Annotated in this window: 12 protein-coding genes; 7 read left to right on the top strand and 5 right to left on the bottom strand. The window is 43.2% G+C overall.

Features of this window, described 5'->3' with window-relative positions; all coding sequences use genetic code 11:
• Nucleotides 1–206: 206 nt before the first annotated feature.
• The gene (locus tag ACT3TU_RS03925) at nt 207–1,826 is read right to left on the bottom strand and encodes an OmpA family protein (RefSeq protein WP_444784050.1); all 1,620 of its coding nucleotides are present in this window, start codon (nt 1,824–1,826) and stop codon (nt 207–209) included.
• 404 nt (nt 1,827–2,230) lie between these two features.
• Nucleotides 2,231–3,856 carry a hypothetical protein gene (locus ACT3TU_RS03920; protein ID WP_444784049.1) on the bottom strand — a complete coding sequence of 542 codons (1,626 nt, stop codon included), beginning with the start codon at nt 3,854–3,856 and terminating at the stop codon, nt 2,231–2,233.
• A 388-nt stretch (nt 3,857–4,244) separates the two neighbouring features.
• Between ACT3TU_RS03920 and ACT3TU_RS03915 the strand changes: the two genes are divergently transcribed.
• The 6 genes from ACT3TU_RS03915 to ACT3TU_RS03890 all read left to right on the top strand — a co-directional run bounded on the left by ACT3TU_RS03915 (nt 4,245) and on the right by ACT3TU_RS03890 (nt 9,589).
• Nucleotides 4,245–4,853 (top strand): rhomboid family intramembrane serine protease, encoded by a 609-nt coding sequence (locus ACT3TU_RS03915; RefSeq protein WP_192522645.1) that lies wholly within the window; start codon nt 4,245–4,247, stop codon nt 4,851–4,853.
• Between the two features lie 104 nt (nt 4,854–4,957).
• A complete protein-coding gene (locus ACT3TU_RS03910; RefSeq protein WP_192522644.1) occupies nt 4,958–5,923 on the top strand; it encodes a metallophosphoesterase in 966 nt (321 codons plus the stop codon).
• Between the two features lie 99 nt (nt 5,924–6,022).
• The gene (gene purE / locus ACT3TU_RS03905; protein WP_444784048.1) at nt 6,023–6,583 is read left to right on the top strand and encodes a 5-(carboxyamino)imidazole ribonucleotide mutase; all 561 of its coding nucleotides are present in this window, start codon (nt 6,023–6,025) and stop codon (nt 6,581–6,583) included.
• 195 nt (nt 6,584–6,778) lie between these two features.
• Entirely contained in the window at nt 6,779–8,152 is a 1,374-nt protein-coding gene (locus ACT3TU_RS03900; protein WP_444784047.1) for a 5-(carboxyamino)imidazole ribonucleotide synthase, read from the top strand.
• Entirely contained in the window at nt 8,152–8,601 is a 450-nt protein-coding gene (locus ACT3TU_RS03895) for a YaiI/YqxD family protein (RefSeq protein WP_444784046.1), read from the top strand. Before ACT3TU_RS03900 ends, ACT3TU_RS03895 begins: the two co-directional genes overlap by 1 nt.
• A gap of 349 nt (nt 8,602–8,950) precedes the next feature.
• Nucleotides 8,951–9,589 carry an NAD(P)H-binding protein gene (locus ACT3TU_RS03890; RefSeq protein ID WP_444784045.1) on the top strand — a complete coding sequence of 213 codons (639 nt, stop codon included), beginning with the start codon at nt 8,951–8,953 and terminating at the stop codon, nt 9,587–9,589.
• Nucleotides 9,590–9,863: 274 nt separating this feature from the next.
• On the opposite strand, the gene epmA is transcribed toward ACT3TU_RS03890, so the two are convergent.
• The 3 genes from epmA to ACT3TU_RS03875 are packed head-to-tail and all read right to left on the bottom strand — an operon-like array spanning nt 9,864 to nt 13,285.
• A complete protein-coding gene (gene epmA, locus ACT3TU_RS03885) occupies nt 9,864–10,901 on the bottom strand; it encodes an EF-P lysine aminoacylase EpmA (protein ID WP_444784044.1) in 1,038 nt (345 codons plus the stop codon).
• A gap of 59 nt (nt 10,902–10,960) precedes the next feature.
• Complete coding sequence (locus ACT3TU_RS03880) at nt 10,961–12,097, bottom strand: 4-phosphoerythronate dehydrogenase (protein WP_192524560.1); 1,137 nt, start codon at nt 12,095–12,097, stop codon at nt 10,961–10,963.
• 60 nt (nt 12,098–12,157) lie between these two features.
• Nucleotides 12,158–13,285 carry an AI-2E family transporter gene (locus tag ACT3TU_RS03875; RefSeq protein ID WP_192524559.1) on the bottom strand — a complete coding sequence of 376 codons (1,128 nt, stop codon included), beginning with the start codon at nt 13,283–13,285 and terminating at the stop codon, nt 12,158–12,160.
• 909 nt (nt 13,286–14,194) lie between these two features.
• Between ACT3TU_RS03875 and ACT3TU_RS03870 the strand changes: the two genes are divergently transcribed.
• The gene (locus ACT3TU_RS03870) at nt 14,195–15,886 is read left to right on the top strand and encodes an NAD+ synthase (RefSeq protein WP_192524558.1); all 1,692 of its coding nucleotides are present in this window, start codon (nt 14,195–14,197) and stop codon (nt 15,884–15,886) included.
• Nucleotides 15,887–16,048: the final 162 nt, after the last annotated feature.

The raw sequence follows: 16,048 nt of genomic DNA, 5'->3' as shown, positions 1-16,048 counted from the left end.
TTTTTTTGCAGCCTCTGTCTGCGTAGGCATAGCAAGCAAGAAAAAACGGTACCTGCAGTACGTGATGTAGCGATATTACTTCTCACTGGCTATAAATAGTCACTTATAAATAATAGCCTTAGCAAAATAAAAAAACCGCACCTTTTATAAGATGCGGTTTTTTATTGCTACGTTATTAGAAGCTTTTTAACCTCATAACCCTTGGATTAATTTGTTGGGTCAATGGCGCTACCTTGAGTTGCGTCATCACCATCTGGCAATAAATCATCGTTGTTACTGTCTAAAGGGTTTAAATCAGGATCAAGCGCATCGTTAGTAATAGCCATACCGTCATTAACATCAGCATCAGCACTAGCATTGGCATCGACTGTTTCATCATTTACCATGAACTCAATGCGGCGGTTACGAAAGCGTCCCTGTTCGGTTGAGTTATCAGCGATAGGATCTGTCTCGCCCATGCCTTTAGTCATAAGTTTGCTTGGGTCGGCGCCTTGGGCGACCAAATACTCCTTCATAGATTCGGCACGCTCTTGCGATAGCTTCATATTATAATCCGCGTCAGCCGTTTTGTCAGTGTGACCAATAATCATCAATTTCATGTTAGGCACTTGTTCCATAAGCGCCACAGCATTGTCTAACAATGGCTTGTTAGCATCTGGAATCACTGCTTTGTCTACTTCAAAGTTAACGACTTGTAAACTTAAAGCGCGCGCAACATCACGAGGATCTGGATTGTCACCAAGATCATCCATAGCTGCTTGCGATGCTGTTAAGCTATTATCAATCTCGCTTTGCTCATCCAACGGACCTTCGGCTTTTACCGTCATCGCTGGAGCAGCGGCTTGTAAGTCATCGACCAACTTATCTAATGTTGCAGCATCGGGTGCGTTAACAATAATATTATCACCTTTGATAACCATGCTGGCGTTTGGTACATTTTTGACGATAGGCAGTATAGTGGCAAGCTGGGCAGCCGCTGGCATATCTATTGCAAAATGGTCATCAACATCGGCGCGGCATTTACTGGTTTCATCACCAAAGACGCCAGTTAACGCATCCATCACATTGGTCTGTAAGGTCTCATCACCAACATTCATGCGGCAAGCGTACAGTTCACTGTTTTCACCAGTGGCAATACGCAATGACGCAGGCTCAACATCAGCAGCAACCGCTGTTTGTCCATCGTCATCTGCCGCTTGTTGCGTCGTAGCAGCTGGTGTGGCGACAGGCTCAGGAGTTTCTTGGCAACCACGCAGTAACGCCCAAGCCAAGGCCCCTAAAATAATCAAGCCAATGATGGGTAACAGCGCCTTCATAAAGCTGCCTTGCGGCTCTTCTTCATGTTGCAATGGTGCCGTACTTACCGTATCAGAAATACGCGCTCCAGCAGCAGGCGTAGCAGCCAACATTCCTGCGGGCAACACGGTACTTGCCCATGCAGGAATATGATGTTGATAATTGGCAAGATTATCACTCAAAAATTGTGGGACAGGTGTGGTACCAGCCAAACTTTTAATTTCGTGAAAAGCCAGCGGTGCTGCCATAGCAATCAAACCACGAGCGGCTGTTACATCAACATTATGCTTGCCAGCCAACTCACGCGCGATTTGGTCACGGTGCGAGCCATCTGTCCACACGCGATCATAGAACCCTTGGTCGTCACGGGCGATATTCTCATTGGCAAAGCGGTCGTAAGTATCATTGTCTGCCAGACGGGCGGCAAAAATAGCATAAAACTGTTCAAGTAGATTTTTCTTAGCTGGGCTACGGTCATCTTCTAGTACTGCTGGGCTGACTGTGCGCGTCAAATGACTGATAATATCCATAATATAATTCTCCTATCAATGCTTACTTGGCTTATTTGTATAATTAGAATGCTTAAAAAATGACTCAATGAAACCTTTATGTGGTATGAAAGTATGTGGTATTAAAGTATATGAGCTGAAAGCCACGACCATGGTTGAAAAAACCATCGTCCGAGCTATATTCAATTTTTATCATTATAAAAGTATTAAGCGAGTATTAACAATCAACACGTTGTTGTGCAAATGCTACGTTAGGTAATGTTTCAGTTGTCACACGTAACCATGTATACAATAAAATATAAATTATCAACATGCCAATACGTGATTATGACCGAGACTTTATCAAGTCCTTTGCCTTGTAATACAGCAACATAGTTGATTCACTTTAAAACCGATACGCCAAATATTCTTTATGATCGAATCATTTATTGCCTTACCTGTGCAGGCTCAGCGACGATGACTGTACTGGCCATCTCATCGACTTCCTCTGGCGAAAAAGGACCTGGTGGTCTGGTCGGTCGGTTATTGCTCGGTGGATTTCTTTGTGTATTGCTCGGTACGTTACGAGGAATACTATCAGCAGCATTGTTAGTATTATTAACATCATTGTTATTTGGAGCAGGAGCAGGTATCACGTTATCACCTGTATCATCATCTGATGCCTGATACTCTCCAGCCCCATTGTCATCATTACCATACTGGTTATTTGTGCCCGCACCCTCATTTTCAAACTGATTATCTTCCTCATTCATCGCATTGACATCATTGTTTTCGGGCAATGGTAGTGGTGCCGTACTATCGATTGTCATTGCTGGTGCCAAAGCACCTATATCCGTAACCAATCGCTGCAACAACATACTATCTGGTGCCTCTAACGTAAGGCGGTCGTTTTGCAACTGTAAGCGTGCAAACGGCGTTGACCTAAGCATGGTCAAGATGTTGGGTAACTTCTCTACAGAAATGTTAGCAATACTGGTTGCAGTGTCTGTTTGTACCGCCAATGTGCAAATGCTCGCCTGCTCACCAAAGCTAGTATTTAATGCATTTTGTAAGGTGCTTTGTAATGCTTCATCACCCACAGTGGCACTACAGGTATAGAGATTACCGCTATCGTCCATGCCAATGATGAGCTCGACTGGGGTCATAGTCTGCTCTGCTGGCGCAGGTGGTACGACCACAGGCGCTGTCACAACAGGTTCCACTGGCACAGTATTACTAGGCTTTATCAATAAAGCCCAAACAGCCAACCCAATCGCTGCCACCGCTCCTATTAACAAAAACACTCGTATTAGTAGGTCGTTACGTTGATTACGAGTGCGCACTTCGACTCGCTTCATGTTGTCGTTTTCTGCCAAATGATGCGCAGCTGGATTGGCATGGATGGCATCAGTACTTTCTATACCCGTACTCTCTATACCTGTACTTTCATCAGTGTTGTTTATATCAGCTACCGTCGATGAGGTAGTGGGCGCCGCCACTATCGCGCTTGTACTTCCATCAGAATCTTGAGCTTTATCTAGCGCACGATCATTCCTTGTGGCAGTACCAGCATTCACTACATTATTTGAGTTGGTGTCTTCACCAAGGCTTTGAGTCGCTGTGATAACGGGAGCCGACCATATAGGTAAATAGCTACGCAGCGCAGATTGTTCTGCTTGCAAAAATGCGGGTAGAAACTGTCCATCGGCCAATATTTTGAGCTCACGATAAGCCAATGGAGCGGCATTAATGAGTAACTGCGCGGTCTTAACCTCATCTATATGATGGGTGGCGGACAGCTCTTGAACAATAACCTGCTGCATCCTAGGGTCGTGCCATAGTTGTTCAAACAATGGACGTTCTGTGACCATATCAGCTGCCATCACTTGCTCAGCGCGAATTAACTGTGAGTAAATCTGTGGCAATGCCAGACGTGCTGCCAAAATGGCATAAAACTGCTCAAGTAAGCTAATATAGGCCACGCTACCTTGGTTATCACTGCTGCCTTGGTTATCATGGTCGCCTAATAGAGCGGGGGTTACGGTTTGTTCCAACTGCTCAATAATACTCATAGATGACTGCCTTTTTCGACCTGCACTTTAACTTTATAAAAGAATGAATGGTTCGTTTTTGTTTTATGTAGTAATACATTACCTACCCTAGAAAACTGCTGGCATTCATGACATCGTGATCGTCAGTATATGAAGCTTTACTCATTCTGCCTGACGCAGGACTACATTACTCACTATAAAAGCATAGAAATGCACTATTTTGTCACACAATAAGTTTTCGCCTCCTCATAACTACTGTTAGTATTGTTTCATTATTGGTCATATTTAGTTTTGACTAAGCCCTAATGCTAATACTTAGGCATTGAACTAGGCTCTGAACATTGCCATCATTTATAACATTGCCATTGATAATATTGGCACACACCAGGCGCGGCCTAAGGACTTTCCTTTGTTCAATCATACGACACTTATTATCATTATTACGGTTATTGTCAGCCTAATAGCGTGGCAAAACAAGACGTTTTTTAATCGGCTTATTTTTTATCCACCAGCGATAAACAATGGGCAATGGGATCGCTTTGTAACGCATGGCTTTATCCATGCCGATGGCATGCATCTGCTGTTTAATATGTTTACCTTATACTTTTTTGGTCGTGCCATCGAAGGATTGTATAAGCCATTCTTATTCGGTTATGGTTTCGTGGTTTTTTACGTATTGGCCATTATTATTGCGATGATTCCAAGCTACCTTAAGAATAAAAAAAGCGCCAGTTATTTAAGCCTTGGCGCGTCAGGCGGTGTATCGGCGGTGTTGTTTGCTTTTATTTTGCTGGCCCCATGGGAAAAAATCTATCTATTTGCGATAATCCCCATTCCTGCGATACTATTCGCGGTCGCTTATGTTGCTTATAGCATCTATGCCGATAAACGTGGTGGCTCAAATATCAATCATATGGCGCATCTATGGGGCGGCGCATTTGGGGTAATAGCCACGATTATTTTACAGCCACAAGTATTGCCACATTTCTTAAATGCCTTGCTGTCGCCTGGTTTTTAGACCTGGCTCGTTTCTATTTTTCATCGCTGTCTGAATAGTTGGCTATCGGTTGATGGCGCTTGATATCCTGTACAATGTTAACTTTAAAAATTTGATGATTTATTATGATTATAGATATTATCGGTGATATTCATGGTTATGCAGACAAGCTAGTCGGTCTGCTAAAACAATTGGGTTACGTACATAATGGTCAACATTTTGTGCCGCCAGCAGGTCATCGAGCGTTATTTATCGGTGATTTGATTGACCGTGGATCGCAGCAGGTGGAGACGCTAGAGATTGTCTTTTCCATGCTTGATGCTGACGTGGCCGATGCAGTGATGGGCAATCACGAATATAATGCGTTGGCATTTTCTACTCTTGATCCCGATAATACTAGCCAGTATTTACGCTCCCATAATGAGATACATAATCGTCAGCATGAGGCGTTTTTAGCCGAAGTACCATTTGGCTCAGAGCGACATCAGTATTGGCTACAACGCCTATATGAGATTCCTTTATGGCTCGAAACAGACTACGCTTGCTTTGTACACGCTTGCTGGGATGTCGATAGTATGGCGATACTTAAACCCCTGTTGACTGATAATAACTGCCTAACGCCGCATGGTTTAGTCGCGACTTCTAAAGAAGGCACCGCACCATTCGATGCGCTAGAGCGTGTGTTAAAAGGGGTCGAAACATCGCTACCTGATGGTATTGTAATGGTCGATAAAGAAGGTACGAAGCGCACACGAGTCAGAGTGCGTTGGTGGCTGGATGAGCTAAATAAACGCACACTTCATGAAGTTGCTCGCGCCCCTACTTCTGCATTGGCTCAGATTCCAAATGAGCTGCTGGCTGAAAATATTGATTTTGCGCTAAAAACCGATAAACCGGTATTTGTCGGTCATTATTGGCTGACTGGCGCGCCTGAACCCTTGAGTCCACAAGTCGCTTGTACCGATTATTCGGCAGCGGTAGACAGTGGTTATATGACGTGCTACCAGCTCGATACCGAACAGCCATTGCCATTAAAATCTAGTAATTTTGTACAATATCGTCATGATAATACTGCCAGTAATCATCAATAAGAGTAATGTTATTTATTTTACTTCACTATTAAACAGCAATCTTGGCTTTACGAATGTAGCAAAACTTTTGTATGATGGTCTTTTTGAGGATATCAAAGCATGAGCACCACATCAGCTACTGTTAACGCGATAGATCAAGACGGCCCTATTACCTCTCCTACAGGTCAACCAAAAGTTGGCATCATCATGGGCTCACAATCTGATTGGGCGACCATGGGCGCCGCAGCACAGTTGCTCGCAGACTTTGATATCGCTTTTGATTGTGAAGTAGTCTCGGCACATCGTACCCCAGACAGATTGTTTGACTACGCTAAGAGCGCCAAAGGTAACGGTCTGCAAGTGATCATCGCTGGGGCTGGCGGTGCAGCGCACCTGCCTGGCATGTGTGCCAGTCAAACACCGCTGCCTGTTTTTGGGGTTCCTGTAAAATCATCCATGCTCAGTGGTTGGGATAGTTTGCTGTCTATCGTGCAAATGCCAAAAGGTGTGGCAGTTGGTACCTTAGCGATTGGCACAGCTGGCGCTTATAACGCTGCCCTGCTAGCGATTCAGGTCTTAGCCTTGCATGATGACTCGATTGCGACTAAGCTGGATAATCTGCGTCAAGCGCAAACCGACACCATTCTTGCTAGCCCAACACCTGGTATTATCAATAACTAATGACCTATTAGGGCGAGTCCTCAATCTAAACGATGATACCTAAATGGGCTAAAAATACACGTCACTTGATATTTATTTTTAGATGAGCTTTACTTAATATAAGGTGCATGCAGTGCACCTTTTCCTATTTTAATCGATTAATTTTTAGATTTAATACACCAACACATTATTCATTTTTAACTCAAAGAGCCTACCATGACTACAGCCAACGCTTACCCTGTTACCCAAACCATTCGTACCATCGGGATTTTAGGTGGTGGTCAGCTTGGTATGATGCTTGCCGAAGCAGCCATACCACTGGGCTATCAATGCGTATTTTTAGAAGACAATACTGACTGCCCGGCCAGCTTATATGGTCGTGTGTTTAGCAGTGAGCAATTAGAAGACTTCATTGCCGCAGCGGATGTATTTACCTTAGAATTCGAAAACACACCGACTGCGACTGTCAAACAACTGACTGACTTGTCAAAGTCTGGTAGCAAACAAGGTATGTTTCCACCGCTGATTGCGCTTGATATCGCCCAAGACCGCTTAAAAGAAAAGCAGATGTTTAACGCGCTTGATATTGCCACTGTACCGTTTATAGAAGTCAATTCTGAAGCCGAATTAAATCAGGCTTGTGCTGATTTGGGATTGCCTATCGTCCTAAAAACCAGCCGCGGCGGCTATGACGGAAAAGGTCAGTTCGTTATTAAACAACACAGCGATATCAAAGCTGCTTGGCATGAACTCAAAGATGCGGTCAGCGGTAAAGGCTCACTGACACCAACACCTGCCCCATTAATTGCAGAAGGCTTTATTGACTTTAGCCGTGAGGTTTCTATTATCGCTGCGCGCGCACAAAACGGGCAAGTTCGCTGCTATGACTTGGTCGAAAACCATCATCACCATGGTATTTTAGCCAAAACCCAAGCTCCTGCCGTTGGTACCAGTCATTTATTTAAGCAAGCAACTGATGCCATTACCATGATTATGGATCATCTCGATTATGTCGGCATAATGGCACTTGAGCTATTCGTGACCAAAGACGCACGCGGTAATGATGCATTACTGGCCAACGAGATTGCCCCGCGTGTGCACAACTCTGGGCATTGGAGTATTGAAGGCGCAATCACTAGCCAGTTTGAAAATCATATCCGAGCCGTGGTCAATTTACCACTAGGCGATACCGATAATGTCCATCCAGCGATTATGCTTAATGTCTTGGGTCAGTATCCTGATATCAGCGCAGTACTAAATATCGACGGTGCTCATTATCATAGCTATCATAAAGCTGAGCGTGACGACCGTAAAATTGCTCATATTACTTTGATGCCCAACGATGTTGCCGATTTAGAGCCCGCATTGACCAAGCTTGTCGCGGTCTTGCCTAATAAAGTGGGCCTTGATAAAAAGACGACTGCTATAAATAGCCAACCAAAAACTGAAGATGACTTAGCTAATGCTAAAAAATCTAAAACGGATGTTAAAAATAAAACAAGCTCAGTCAATAACGATAACCAGCAAAAAGAGGCTCAAGTAGCCCCGATTAAAGAAACCTCGACTAAAGCAGATAAGGCCAAAAAATAATGCAAATTTGGGTGGATGCAGATTCAGTGCCATTGATTGCTAAAGACTTGATTATCAAAACCGCTGAACGCACACAAACCATGGCGATATTCGTCGCCAATCAACCGATTAAACTGCGTAAGTCACCACTGCTGGTTATGACAGTGGTGCCATCAGGGTTTGATAAAGCCGATGATTATATCGTCGAGCAGATACAATCAGGCGATTTAGCGATTACCAGCGATATTCCTTTGGCCAATGATATTTTGGACAAAGGCGGTATGGTATTAACGACGCGCGGCGTGGTCTACGATAAAAACAATATCAAGCAAAAGCTTAATATGCGCGACTTTATGGACACCATGCGCGGTACAGGCGTGATCGAATTACAAGAGATGAGCGGACAGAAACCTTATGGTGACCGCGACAAAAAGGCCCTTGCCGACGGCCTTAACCGCTTGGTGCGTTAGTTTTTATAGCAACTAATTTTGCAGCTTAACTTTTCTACATTTTCTTAAATAGTTGAGCAAATTTACAAAAGATACAGTGCTACTGGTATGAATTTTTTTCAGCCTCTGTCACGCCTGCGAACAGCAAGCAAAAAAAATTATAGCAGTAGCACGTTGTTAGAAACGTATTTCTTTCATTTTAACCTAACTATACACTCTGGGCTTTCTTGCAAACCGTATACATTCCATAACTAAACACTATGCAATCGGCACGCTTCATAACGAAGTATGCCGACCATTATTGTTACGCTATATTCAGTTTTTAACAACGATAACGTGTATAACAACCCATATAACAATAGGAATGATTATGAAAATTTTAGTGATTGGTGCAAGTGGTCGAGTGGGTACGGATTTGGTTAAGCAGCTATTAGCGGATAACCATCAAGTGGTTGGCACCACCCGCCAAGAAAAAAAGCTATTTGACGATAAGAATTATAGTCAGCTAGATTTAGACATTACCGCTCATAAAGACGCGATTCAAAAGCAGATTGATAAAGATATCGACGCGGTCTATTTTGTCGCAGGCTCTGGCGGTAAAGATGTTTTAGAAGTAGACTTACATGGTGCGGTCAAAACCATCCAAGCAGTACAGGATAAAGGTATTAAGCGTTACATCATGCTAAGCACAGTATTTTCGTTAGACACCAGCAAATGGGACAGTCCGGGAATTGGTGATTTAAAACAATACTATATTTGCAAGCACTACGCCGATCAGTGGTTGGTTAATGACAGCAATCTTGACTACACCATCGTTCAAGCAGGCGCGCTAAAAGAACGTGCAGCGACTGGTAAAGTTGCCATCAATGATGATAATGCGGGTGAAAACTCAATTGAAGATGTCGCCACGACTTTAGCCGCTGTACTAAAAGCAGATAATACTATCAACAAAGTATTTAGCATGCATAATGGCGAAACAGCTATAAATGACGCTATCGCAAAACTATAGTTCGTTTTAAAATAGTTAGTTCTAAATAAAAAGAGCGAGTAGACCTTTCGGCTTACTCGCTCTTTTTAATGACTATCAAATAGATAACTACTTAATAGCTAATTACTCAATATAGTTGATTCACTTTAAAACCGGTACACGTGCTACTGGAATAAATTTTCGCAGCCTCTGTCACGCTGGCGAACAGCAAGCAAGAAAAATTTATGACAGTAGCACGTGGCTATTTACTTTATTATAATCGTATCGATTCTATTTAGAGCCATTCAATCAATAACTATGCCAAGCCACTTGGAAACGAAATTACTTCCTCTAAGCTCTTCGCGCCTGTGAGCACCATCAGCAGCCTATCAACACCGACTGCAATACCGCTACAAGGTATTAAAGCATCAGAGGCCGCCAATAGCTGCTCATCGATGGGCATTTTCGGCAGATTATGATGCTGACGCAATTGATTGTCTTGCTCAAAACGCGCCCTCAATGCCGCGCCATCTGCCAGTTCGTCATAAGCATTAGCAATCTCAATGCCATTAATATAAAGCTCAAAGCGCTTAGCAACTTTATTACCGTCTTTGTCCAAAGCAGTTTTAGCCAAAGCGGCAGTCGCTGGCGGGTAGTCAATAATCAGCGTCGGTAAATCATGACCCAGATTGGGCTCTACTGCGTGGCTAAACAATAAATCCAACCAGCTCTGACGGATATCGTCTTTGCTATCGATTGTGCTATTTACATCATTATTAAAATCAAAACCTATCAAACCTTTGTCTTCTGCCACCGCTCGTAGTGCTTCAAGACTGGCAGTTAGTGGATGAATGCCCACAAAATCCATAAACGCATCAACATAACGGTAATGACTCATCACTATTGGATGCCCATAAAGCACCTCTAATAGCTCTCCCAGCTCAGCGGCCATATCATCTAGGCTATAATTGGGCTGATACCATTCGAGCATGGTAAATTCGATATTATGGCGTACGCCTATTTCATTATCTCGAAAGACGGGACAAATCTGATACATAGGTACTTGCCAGCTGGCGAGTAAACGCTTCATGGCAAATTCAGGCGAGGTATGTAAATAATAGGTACAGGGTTTATCCTGATAAGTGATTTGCGCGGCGACTGACTGCAAAAAAGTATCGGTATTTCCTGCTTGTGATAGTAGCGGCGTCTGTACCTCCAATACTTGGCGACTGGTAAAAAACTGACGGATATCGTTTATGAATTGCGCGCGCTGCTGCGCCATGGCTAAAGTTATGGTGGGAGCATAGCTAGGCTGAGTAGGAGAACTACTTACTTGGTTACTTGCTTGGCTCATTGCTATCTACACTGCCTCATCAATTATAAAAGTAGGATTCTAAACGGTATTGTTAACCCTTAAAATTGCCATTCACGGCGCAGACGATAATCACGGCGCAATTGATCAAAGTCAGCGCCCCTTACTTGACCATTCACTGTTTTGTTCCTCAATGCAGCATCGTCTCGCATGATATCGTAGAATTTTATCAACCTATCTGGATGGGCTTTTAACTCAGACCATAAAAACATATTAAGCGTCAGTAGATTGTGCATAGTTTGAGTGGGTGTGACATCCAATTTCTCACATAGAGCATCATAGATGATTTGCGTGCCACGCAGCTTTCCTTCGACCGTATATCCTGCGATATGCGGCGTAGCGATAGCGAGCTTGGCAAGCAAACTCTCCGCCACTTGCGGCTCATGCTCAAACACATCTAACACCACTTGCCGCTTAGTAGAGTTGATATCGGCTTCAAGGTCATCTGCATTAACCACAGGGCCTCGCGCACTATTAATAAGCATGGTATGCGGCGACATCATTGCTAGAGACTCTGCATTGATAAGATGCCGCGTTGGATAATCACTACCGTTGCTGGTTTTATCCTCACCTTTTTTATCTGTTAACGGGACGTGAAGGCTGACCACATCACTTTGGCTAAGCACTTGCTCGAGACTGGCGTTGTTGATATCTGAAGACGGCAATAGAGGATCATAGCCCAATATCTGCCAACCCAAATCACTCGCGTACTGCGCAAGTGTGCTACCGATATTGCCAATACCGATGATACCCAGCGTTAATGGCGTTATAGATTGCTGCCAATACTGTGGACGTAAAGTCAATATAGCGGTCACCACATACTGCGCGACTGAGTGCTTGCTACAACCTGCCGCATTGGCAAAAGTAATATTACGTGCTGCCAAATAATCTTGGTCAACATGATCAGTGCCGATAGTTGCAGAGCCAACAAACTTTACACTATCATTGTTAGCCAACAATGCTTCATCTACTGGGGTCACAGAACGTATCAACAACATGTCTGGCTGCAAATCTGCAAGCAATTGCGCGTTGATATCACGTCCAGCAACCGTGATAATATTCACAGTCTGTTCAGTCATTTGTCCAAGCGTAGAGGCATTAAAAAATGCATCCAAGCTGGCGATATTACTATCAGCCACAATAGTAATATTGTTAGTTGTATCGAGCCTATTTTTCATAGTATTGGTAACCATTTTATTAAAATTTATAACAGTAGCACGTTGCTATGGATGTATTGTTTACTCTGTTTCATTTGCTGGCGGCATGGCTTGAGGCGCAGATAATTCTACTTCTTGTGGGGCAAATATCTCGTTTTTATGCTGCGATATCCATTCACGCCACACCGCAAGCCCGATTGCCAACACCACAGGGCCAATAAACAGCCCAACGAAGCCAAACGCTGTTAGCCCCCCTAAAACCCCAATGAAAATAATAATAAAAGGAATTTTGGTGGCGCCACTAATGACGATAGGACGAATTAGGTTATCAACCCAACTGATAATAAATATACCCCATAATGCCAAGCCAATACCTTCTACGGTGTGCCCTTGGCTGAGTAGCCAAATCGATACGCCGCCCCAAACGAATGGCGTCCCAAATGGAATCAATGCAATGATAAACGTCACAATGGTCAGCAAAATAGGGCTAGGCGCATCGGCGAAATAATAACCAACGCCCGCTAGCATGGCTTGTGCCAAAGCCGTTAGGCCAATACCATATACTACCGCACGCGTGGTCGTACCTACAGAATCAATATAGCCGTCGATACGGTTACCGATGATATTACGCAATGCCTGGCGGATTTGTCGCACCAAGCTCGTCCCATCACGATAAAAGAAAAACAGCGTCATCAGCGCCATACCGAGCTTGGCAAGACCACTAAACACCACATCAAACGCGACTTTGCCATAATATAAATGTGACTGCACCCAAATACGAAAGGCTTCGAGTGTTCCCTCAGGGTTTTTATTAATTCTCCACAATATATCTTTTACCTGCTGCCCTATCACTGGTAAATCTTTGATGGAGTCTGGCACATCCAAATAACCCACTTTGATACGATAGATTAAATTGCTGATTAGGCTCAAAGCTTCTTGTTGTAAAATAAAAATCCCAATGACCAGTGGCAAACCTATAATTAAAGAGATGCTTACCGTCATAATAGCGGCACTAAAACTGGGGCTCAGCTTTACCTTTTGGTAAAAAAAGTTATAAACAGGAAAGGTCACATACGCTAAAATCGCCGCCCACAGTGCTGGCACGATAAAGAACTGTATCACCTGAAAACACAATACGAACAGTACAACCAATAAGGTAATAGCCAGCAAGCGCTGAATAATAAATTCTTTTGTCCAGTTTTCAATCATAGCGTATAAACCAAGGGAAGACAGCAAAGACCTATCGTGGCTTCGCTGACAAGTTTATAAATGGGTGATGAATATCAGTTCATAGAGTATACCTATAAAAGAGTATATCCATAAACGGTATTCATTTACGAGGGTAGAGAGTCATCAATATACAGGTAAAGAACTGCTTTAATCGCATGAATTCATAGAATACCGTAACATATTTACGAGCTATCTTTTTTATTAAAATAAAGTAATAACAAAGCATTTATCTCGACTCATTATGCAACAAAACAGGATATTTATATAACGCTATGTTGTAACCTTTACTTACAACTTTATTCATATAAGTTTACTGGCTGATACCACCCCCAATGAGAGGCTAATACATGGCTTTAGTAAGTATAAACAAGGAACGAAAACCCTTTTTTATATTCATGCTCTAAACGGATATCTTGCAAGGTAATTCACTGGCGCGTTCTATTTGTCACGACAATTGATGTTATACTAAAGCGACTATTTTAGGCTTTTTAATACGGCTAAGTTGGTTTGACCTCATTTATTTTGGGCGTTATACAGACACAGCATTTTTTAAACCCTGTGCCAAAACCCGCTTTTATCGTCCTACTCTAAACCATATAAGAACCAACTTTTAGAGCAGCACTATAATTTTGGCTATTACGCATAAGCCTAGCCTTTATAAGCACTTTTTATAAGTACTAATTATATAAGCACTAATTATATAGACACTGTTTATCGCTTATTTAGCTACAGGTTTATGCAGGATTTAAGCTCGGCGTATCGGTTCACTATTCGAACTCGATATAAAAAAGCGCTATTTTGAGTTAATTTTCGGATTTTCTTTAAGTTTATTTTAAACCAATACTGACTCACCAAATTTTAAATACTATATCGATAGGAACAATAACAATGTCAAAAGACAATGATAACCCCAACCTTAATACCTCAAATGAGGACAGTAAAACCAATAAAACACAAGATACCGTCACTTTTGCTTTGGCGCAGTCACATTTTTTAGTGGGTGATATCACTGCCAATGCCGAAAAAATGCGCACACTAGCGTTGCAAGCCCGCGAGCAAGGTGCCGATGTCATTATTTTCCCAGAGCTTGCATTACTAGGTTACCCACCGCAAGATTTGTTGCTGCGTCCAAGCCTATCAGGCCGCATCAAAAGCGCTTTATCGACCTTAAGTGATATCGACGACATCGTTATGATTGTCGGCTATCCCCATGTCGACCATCACGGTACGTTTAACTCAGCGGCTATCCTACATAATGGTCATCAAAAAGGCTTTTATCACAAGCAAGTTTTACCAAACTATGGCGTGTTTGATGAGCGTCGTTACTTTGATAAAGGTCGCAACCAAGTTTTGTTTGACTACAAAGGCATTACTATCGGCCTGCTCATCTGTGAAGACTTATGGGAAAAAGGCCCCATTGCTGAGCTTAAAAAACAAGGGGCAGATCTGGTTATCAGCTTAAACGCCTCACCTTTTGAGGTCGAAAAACAAGACAACCGTAAAACAATGCTGGCCAAACGTAGCCGCGAAAACAACTTACCTATCATCTACCTCAATGCTGTTGGTGGTCAAGATGACTTGGTGTTTGACGGTGGCTCTATGGCGGTACAGGCTAACGGTAGCGTTGCACACGAAGCGCCACGTTTTATGAATCAGTTGCTTTTAGCTACTTTGGATGTCAAAACAGCCACGTTCGACAGCCAAGCCAAAACACCGTTAACGCTGAGCCGCGAGTCAGAGATGTATCAAGCATTGGTCGTTGGTTTACGCGACTATATCAATCACTCAGGCTTCGCAGGTATCATCGTTGGGCTATCAGGCGGGATTGATTCGGCATTGACGCTATGCATCGCAGTTGATGCTTTAGGTGCTGATAAAGTATACGCGGTGATGATGCCGTATGAATATACCTCTCAAATCAGCCTAGAAGATGCCCAAGCGCAAGCTCGTCGCTTAAACGTTTCTTATACCGTCTGTCCTATTTTTGATGCGGTCGAAGGCATCCGTCATACTCTAGCCCCCTTATTCAATAAATCGCCAGCAGACACCACCGAAGAAAATATCCAAGCACGCGCGCGCGGTGTTATTCTGATGGCACTGTCCAATAAGTTTGGGCATTTGGTCATCACTACGGGTAATAAGTCTGAATTAGCGGTTGGCTACTCGACGTTGTACGGTGATATGGCAGGTGGCTTTGATGTCCTAAAAGACGTTTATAAATCACAAGTTTATAAACTGGCCAGCTATCGCAACCGTTTAGAAGATACCCCTGTCATCCCTGAGCGCGTCATCACTCGCCCGCCATCGGCCGAGTTACGCCCAGATCAAAAAGATCAAGACAGCTTGCCTGACTATGACGTGTTAGATGGTATCTTGATGTCTTACATCGATGAAGACATGGGCTATCAAGACATTATTGATAAAGGTTTTGATGCAGACTTAGTGGCCAAAGTTATCAAAATGGTTGATAACAGCGAATACAAACGCTCGCAAGCACCCATCGGTACCAAAATCAGCCACAAAGCCTTTGGCCGCGAACGCCGCTATCCATTGGTGAATAAATGGTCAGTAAAAGGCTAAGCAAATTGAAACGTTAGTACTTGCCCAACGACTATTGCTTAGTGGTTGGGCGACACTGACCACTTAACCCTTTTACAAAAAATCAAACAATTTTATCATTAGCTGGGTGCTTACCCAGCTTTTTTAGTTTCTATACAGCCCCTAGATAAAAATCAAAGTATT

The organism is Psychrobacter sp. AOP3-A1-26, from assembly GCF_052378235.1.
In the GTDB taxonomy this organism is placed as follows: domain Bacteria; phylum Pseudomonadota; class Gammaproteobacteria; order Pseudomonadales; family Moraxellaceae; genus Psychrobacter.
Note: the sequence above shows the minus strand (reverse complement) of the source record. Positions and strands in the feature narration are given on the sequence as shown.

Coding starts and splice junctions, on each gene's coding strand:
- ACT3TU_RS03925 (WP_444784050.1), bottom strand. CDS start 1,826: ATGGATATTATCAGTCATTTGACGCGCACAGTCAGCCCAGCAGTACTA.
- ACT3TU_RS03920 (WP_444784049.1), bottom strand. CDS start 3,856: ATGAGTATTATTGAGCAGTTGGAACAAACCGTAACCCCCGCTCTATTA.
- ACT3TU_RS03910 (WP_192522644.1), top strand. CDS start 4,958: ATGATTATAGATATTATCGGTGATATTCATGGTTATGCAGACAAGCTA.
- purE (WP_444784048.1), top strand. CDS start 6,023: ATGAGCACCACATCAGCTACTGTTAACGCGATAGATCAAGACGGCCCT.
- ACT3TU_RS03900 (WP_444784047.1), top strand. CDS start 6,779: ATGACTACAGCCAACGCTTACCCTGTTACCCAAACCATTCGTACCATC.
- ACT3TU_RS03895 (WP_444784046.1), top strand. CDS start 8,152: ATGCAAATTTGGGTGGATGCAGATTCAGTGCCATTGATTGCTAAAGAC.
- ACT3TU_RS03890 (WP_444784045.1), top strand. CDS start 8,951: ATGAAAATTTTAGTGATTGGTGCAAGTGGTCGAGTGGGTACGGATTTG.
- epmA (WP_444784044.1), bottom strand. CDS start 10,901: ATGAGCCAAGCAAGTAACCAAGTAAGTAGTTCTCCTACTCAGCCTAGC.
- ACT3TU_RS03880 (WP_192524560.1), bottom strand. CDS start 12,097: ATGAAAAATAGGCTCGATACAACTAACAATATTACTATTGTGGCTGAT.
- ACT3TU_RS03875 (WP_192524559.1), bottom strand. CDS start 13,285: ATGATTGAAAACTGGACAAAAGAATTTATTATTCAGCGCTTGCTGGCT.
- ACT3TU_RS03870 (WP_192524558.1), top strand. CDS start 14,195: ATGTCAAAAGACAATGATAACCCCAACCTTAATACCTCAAATGAGGAC.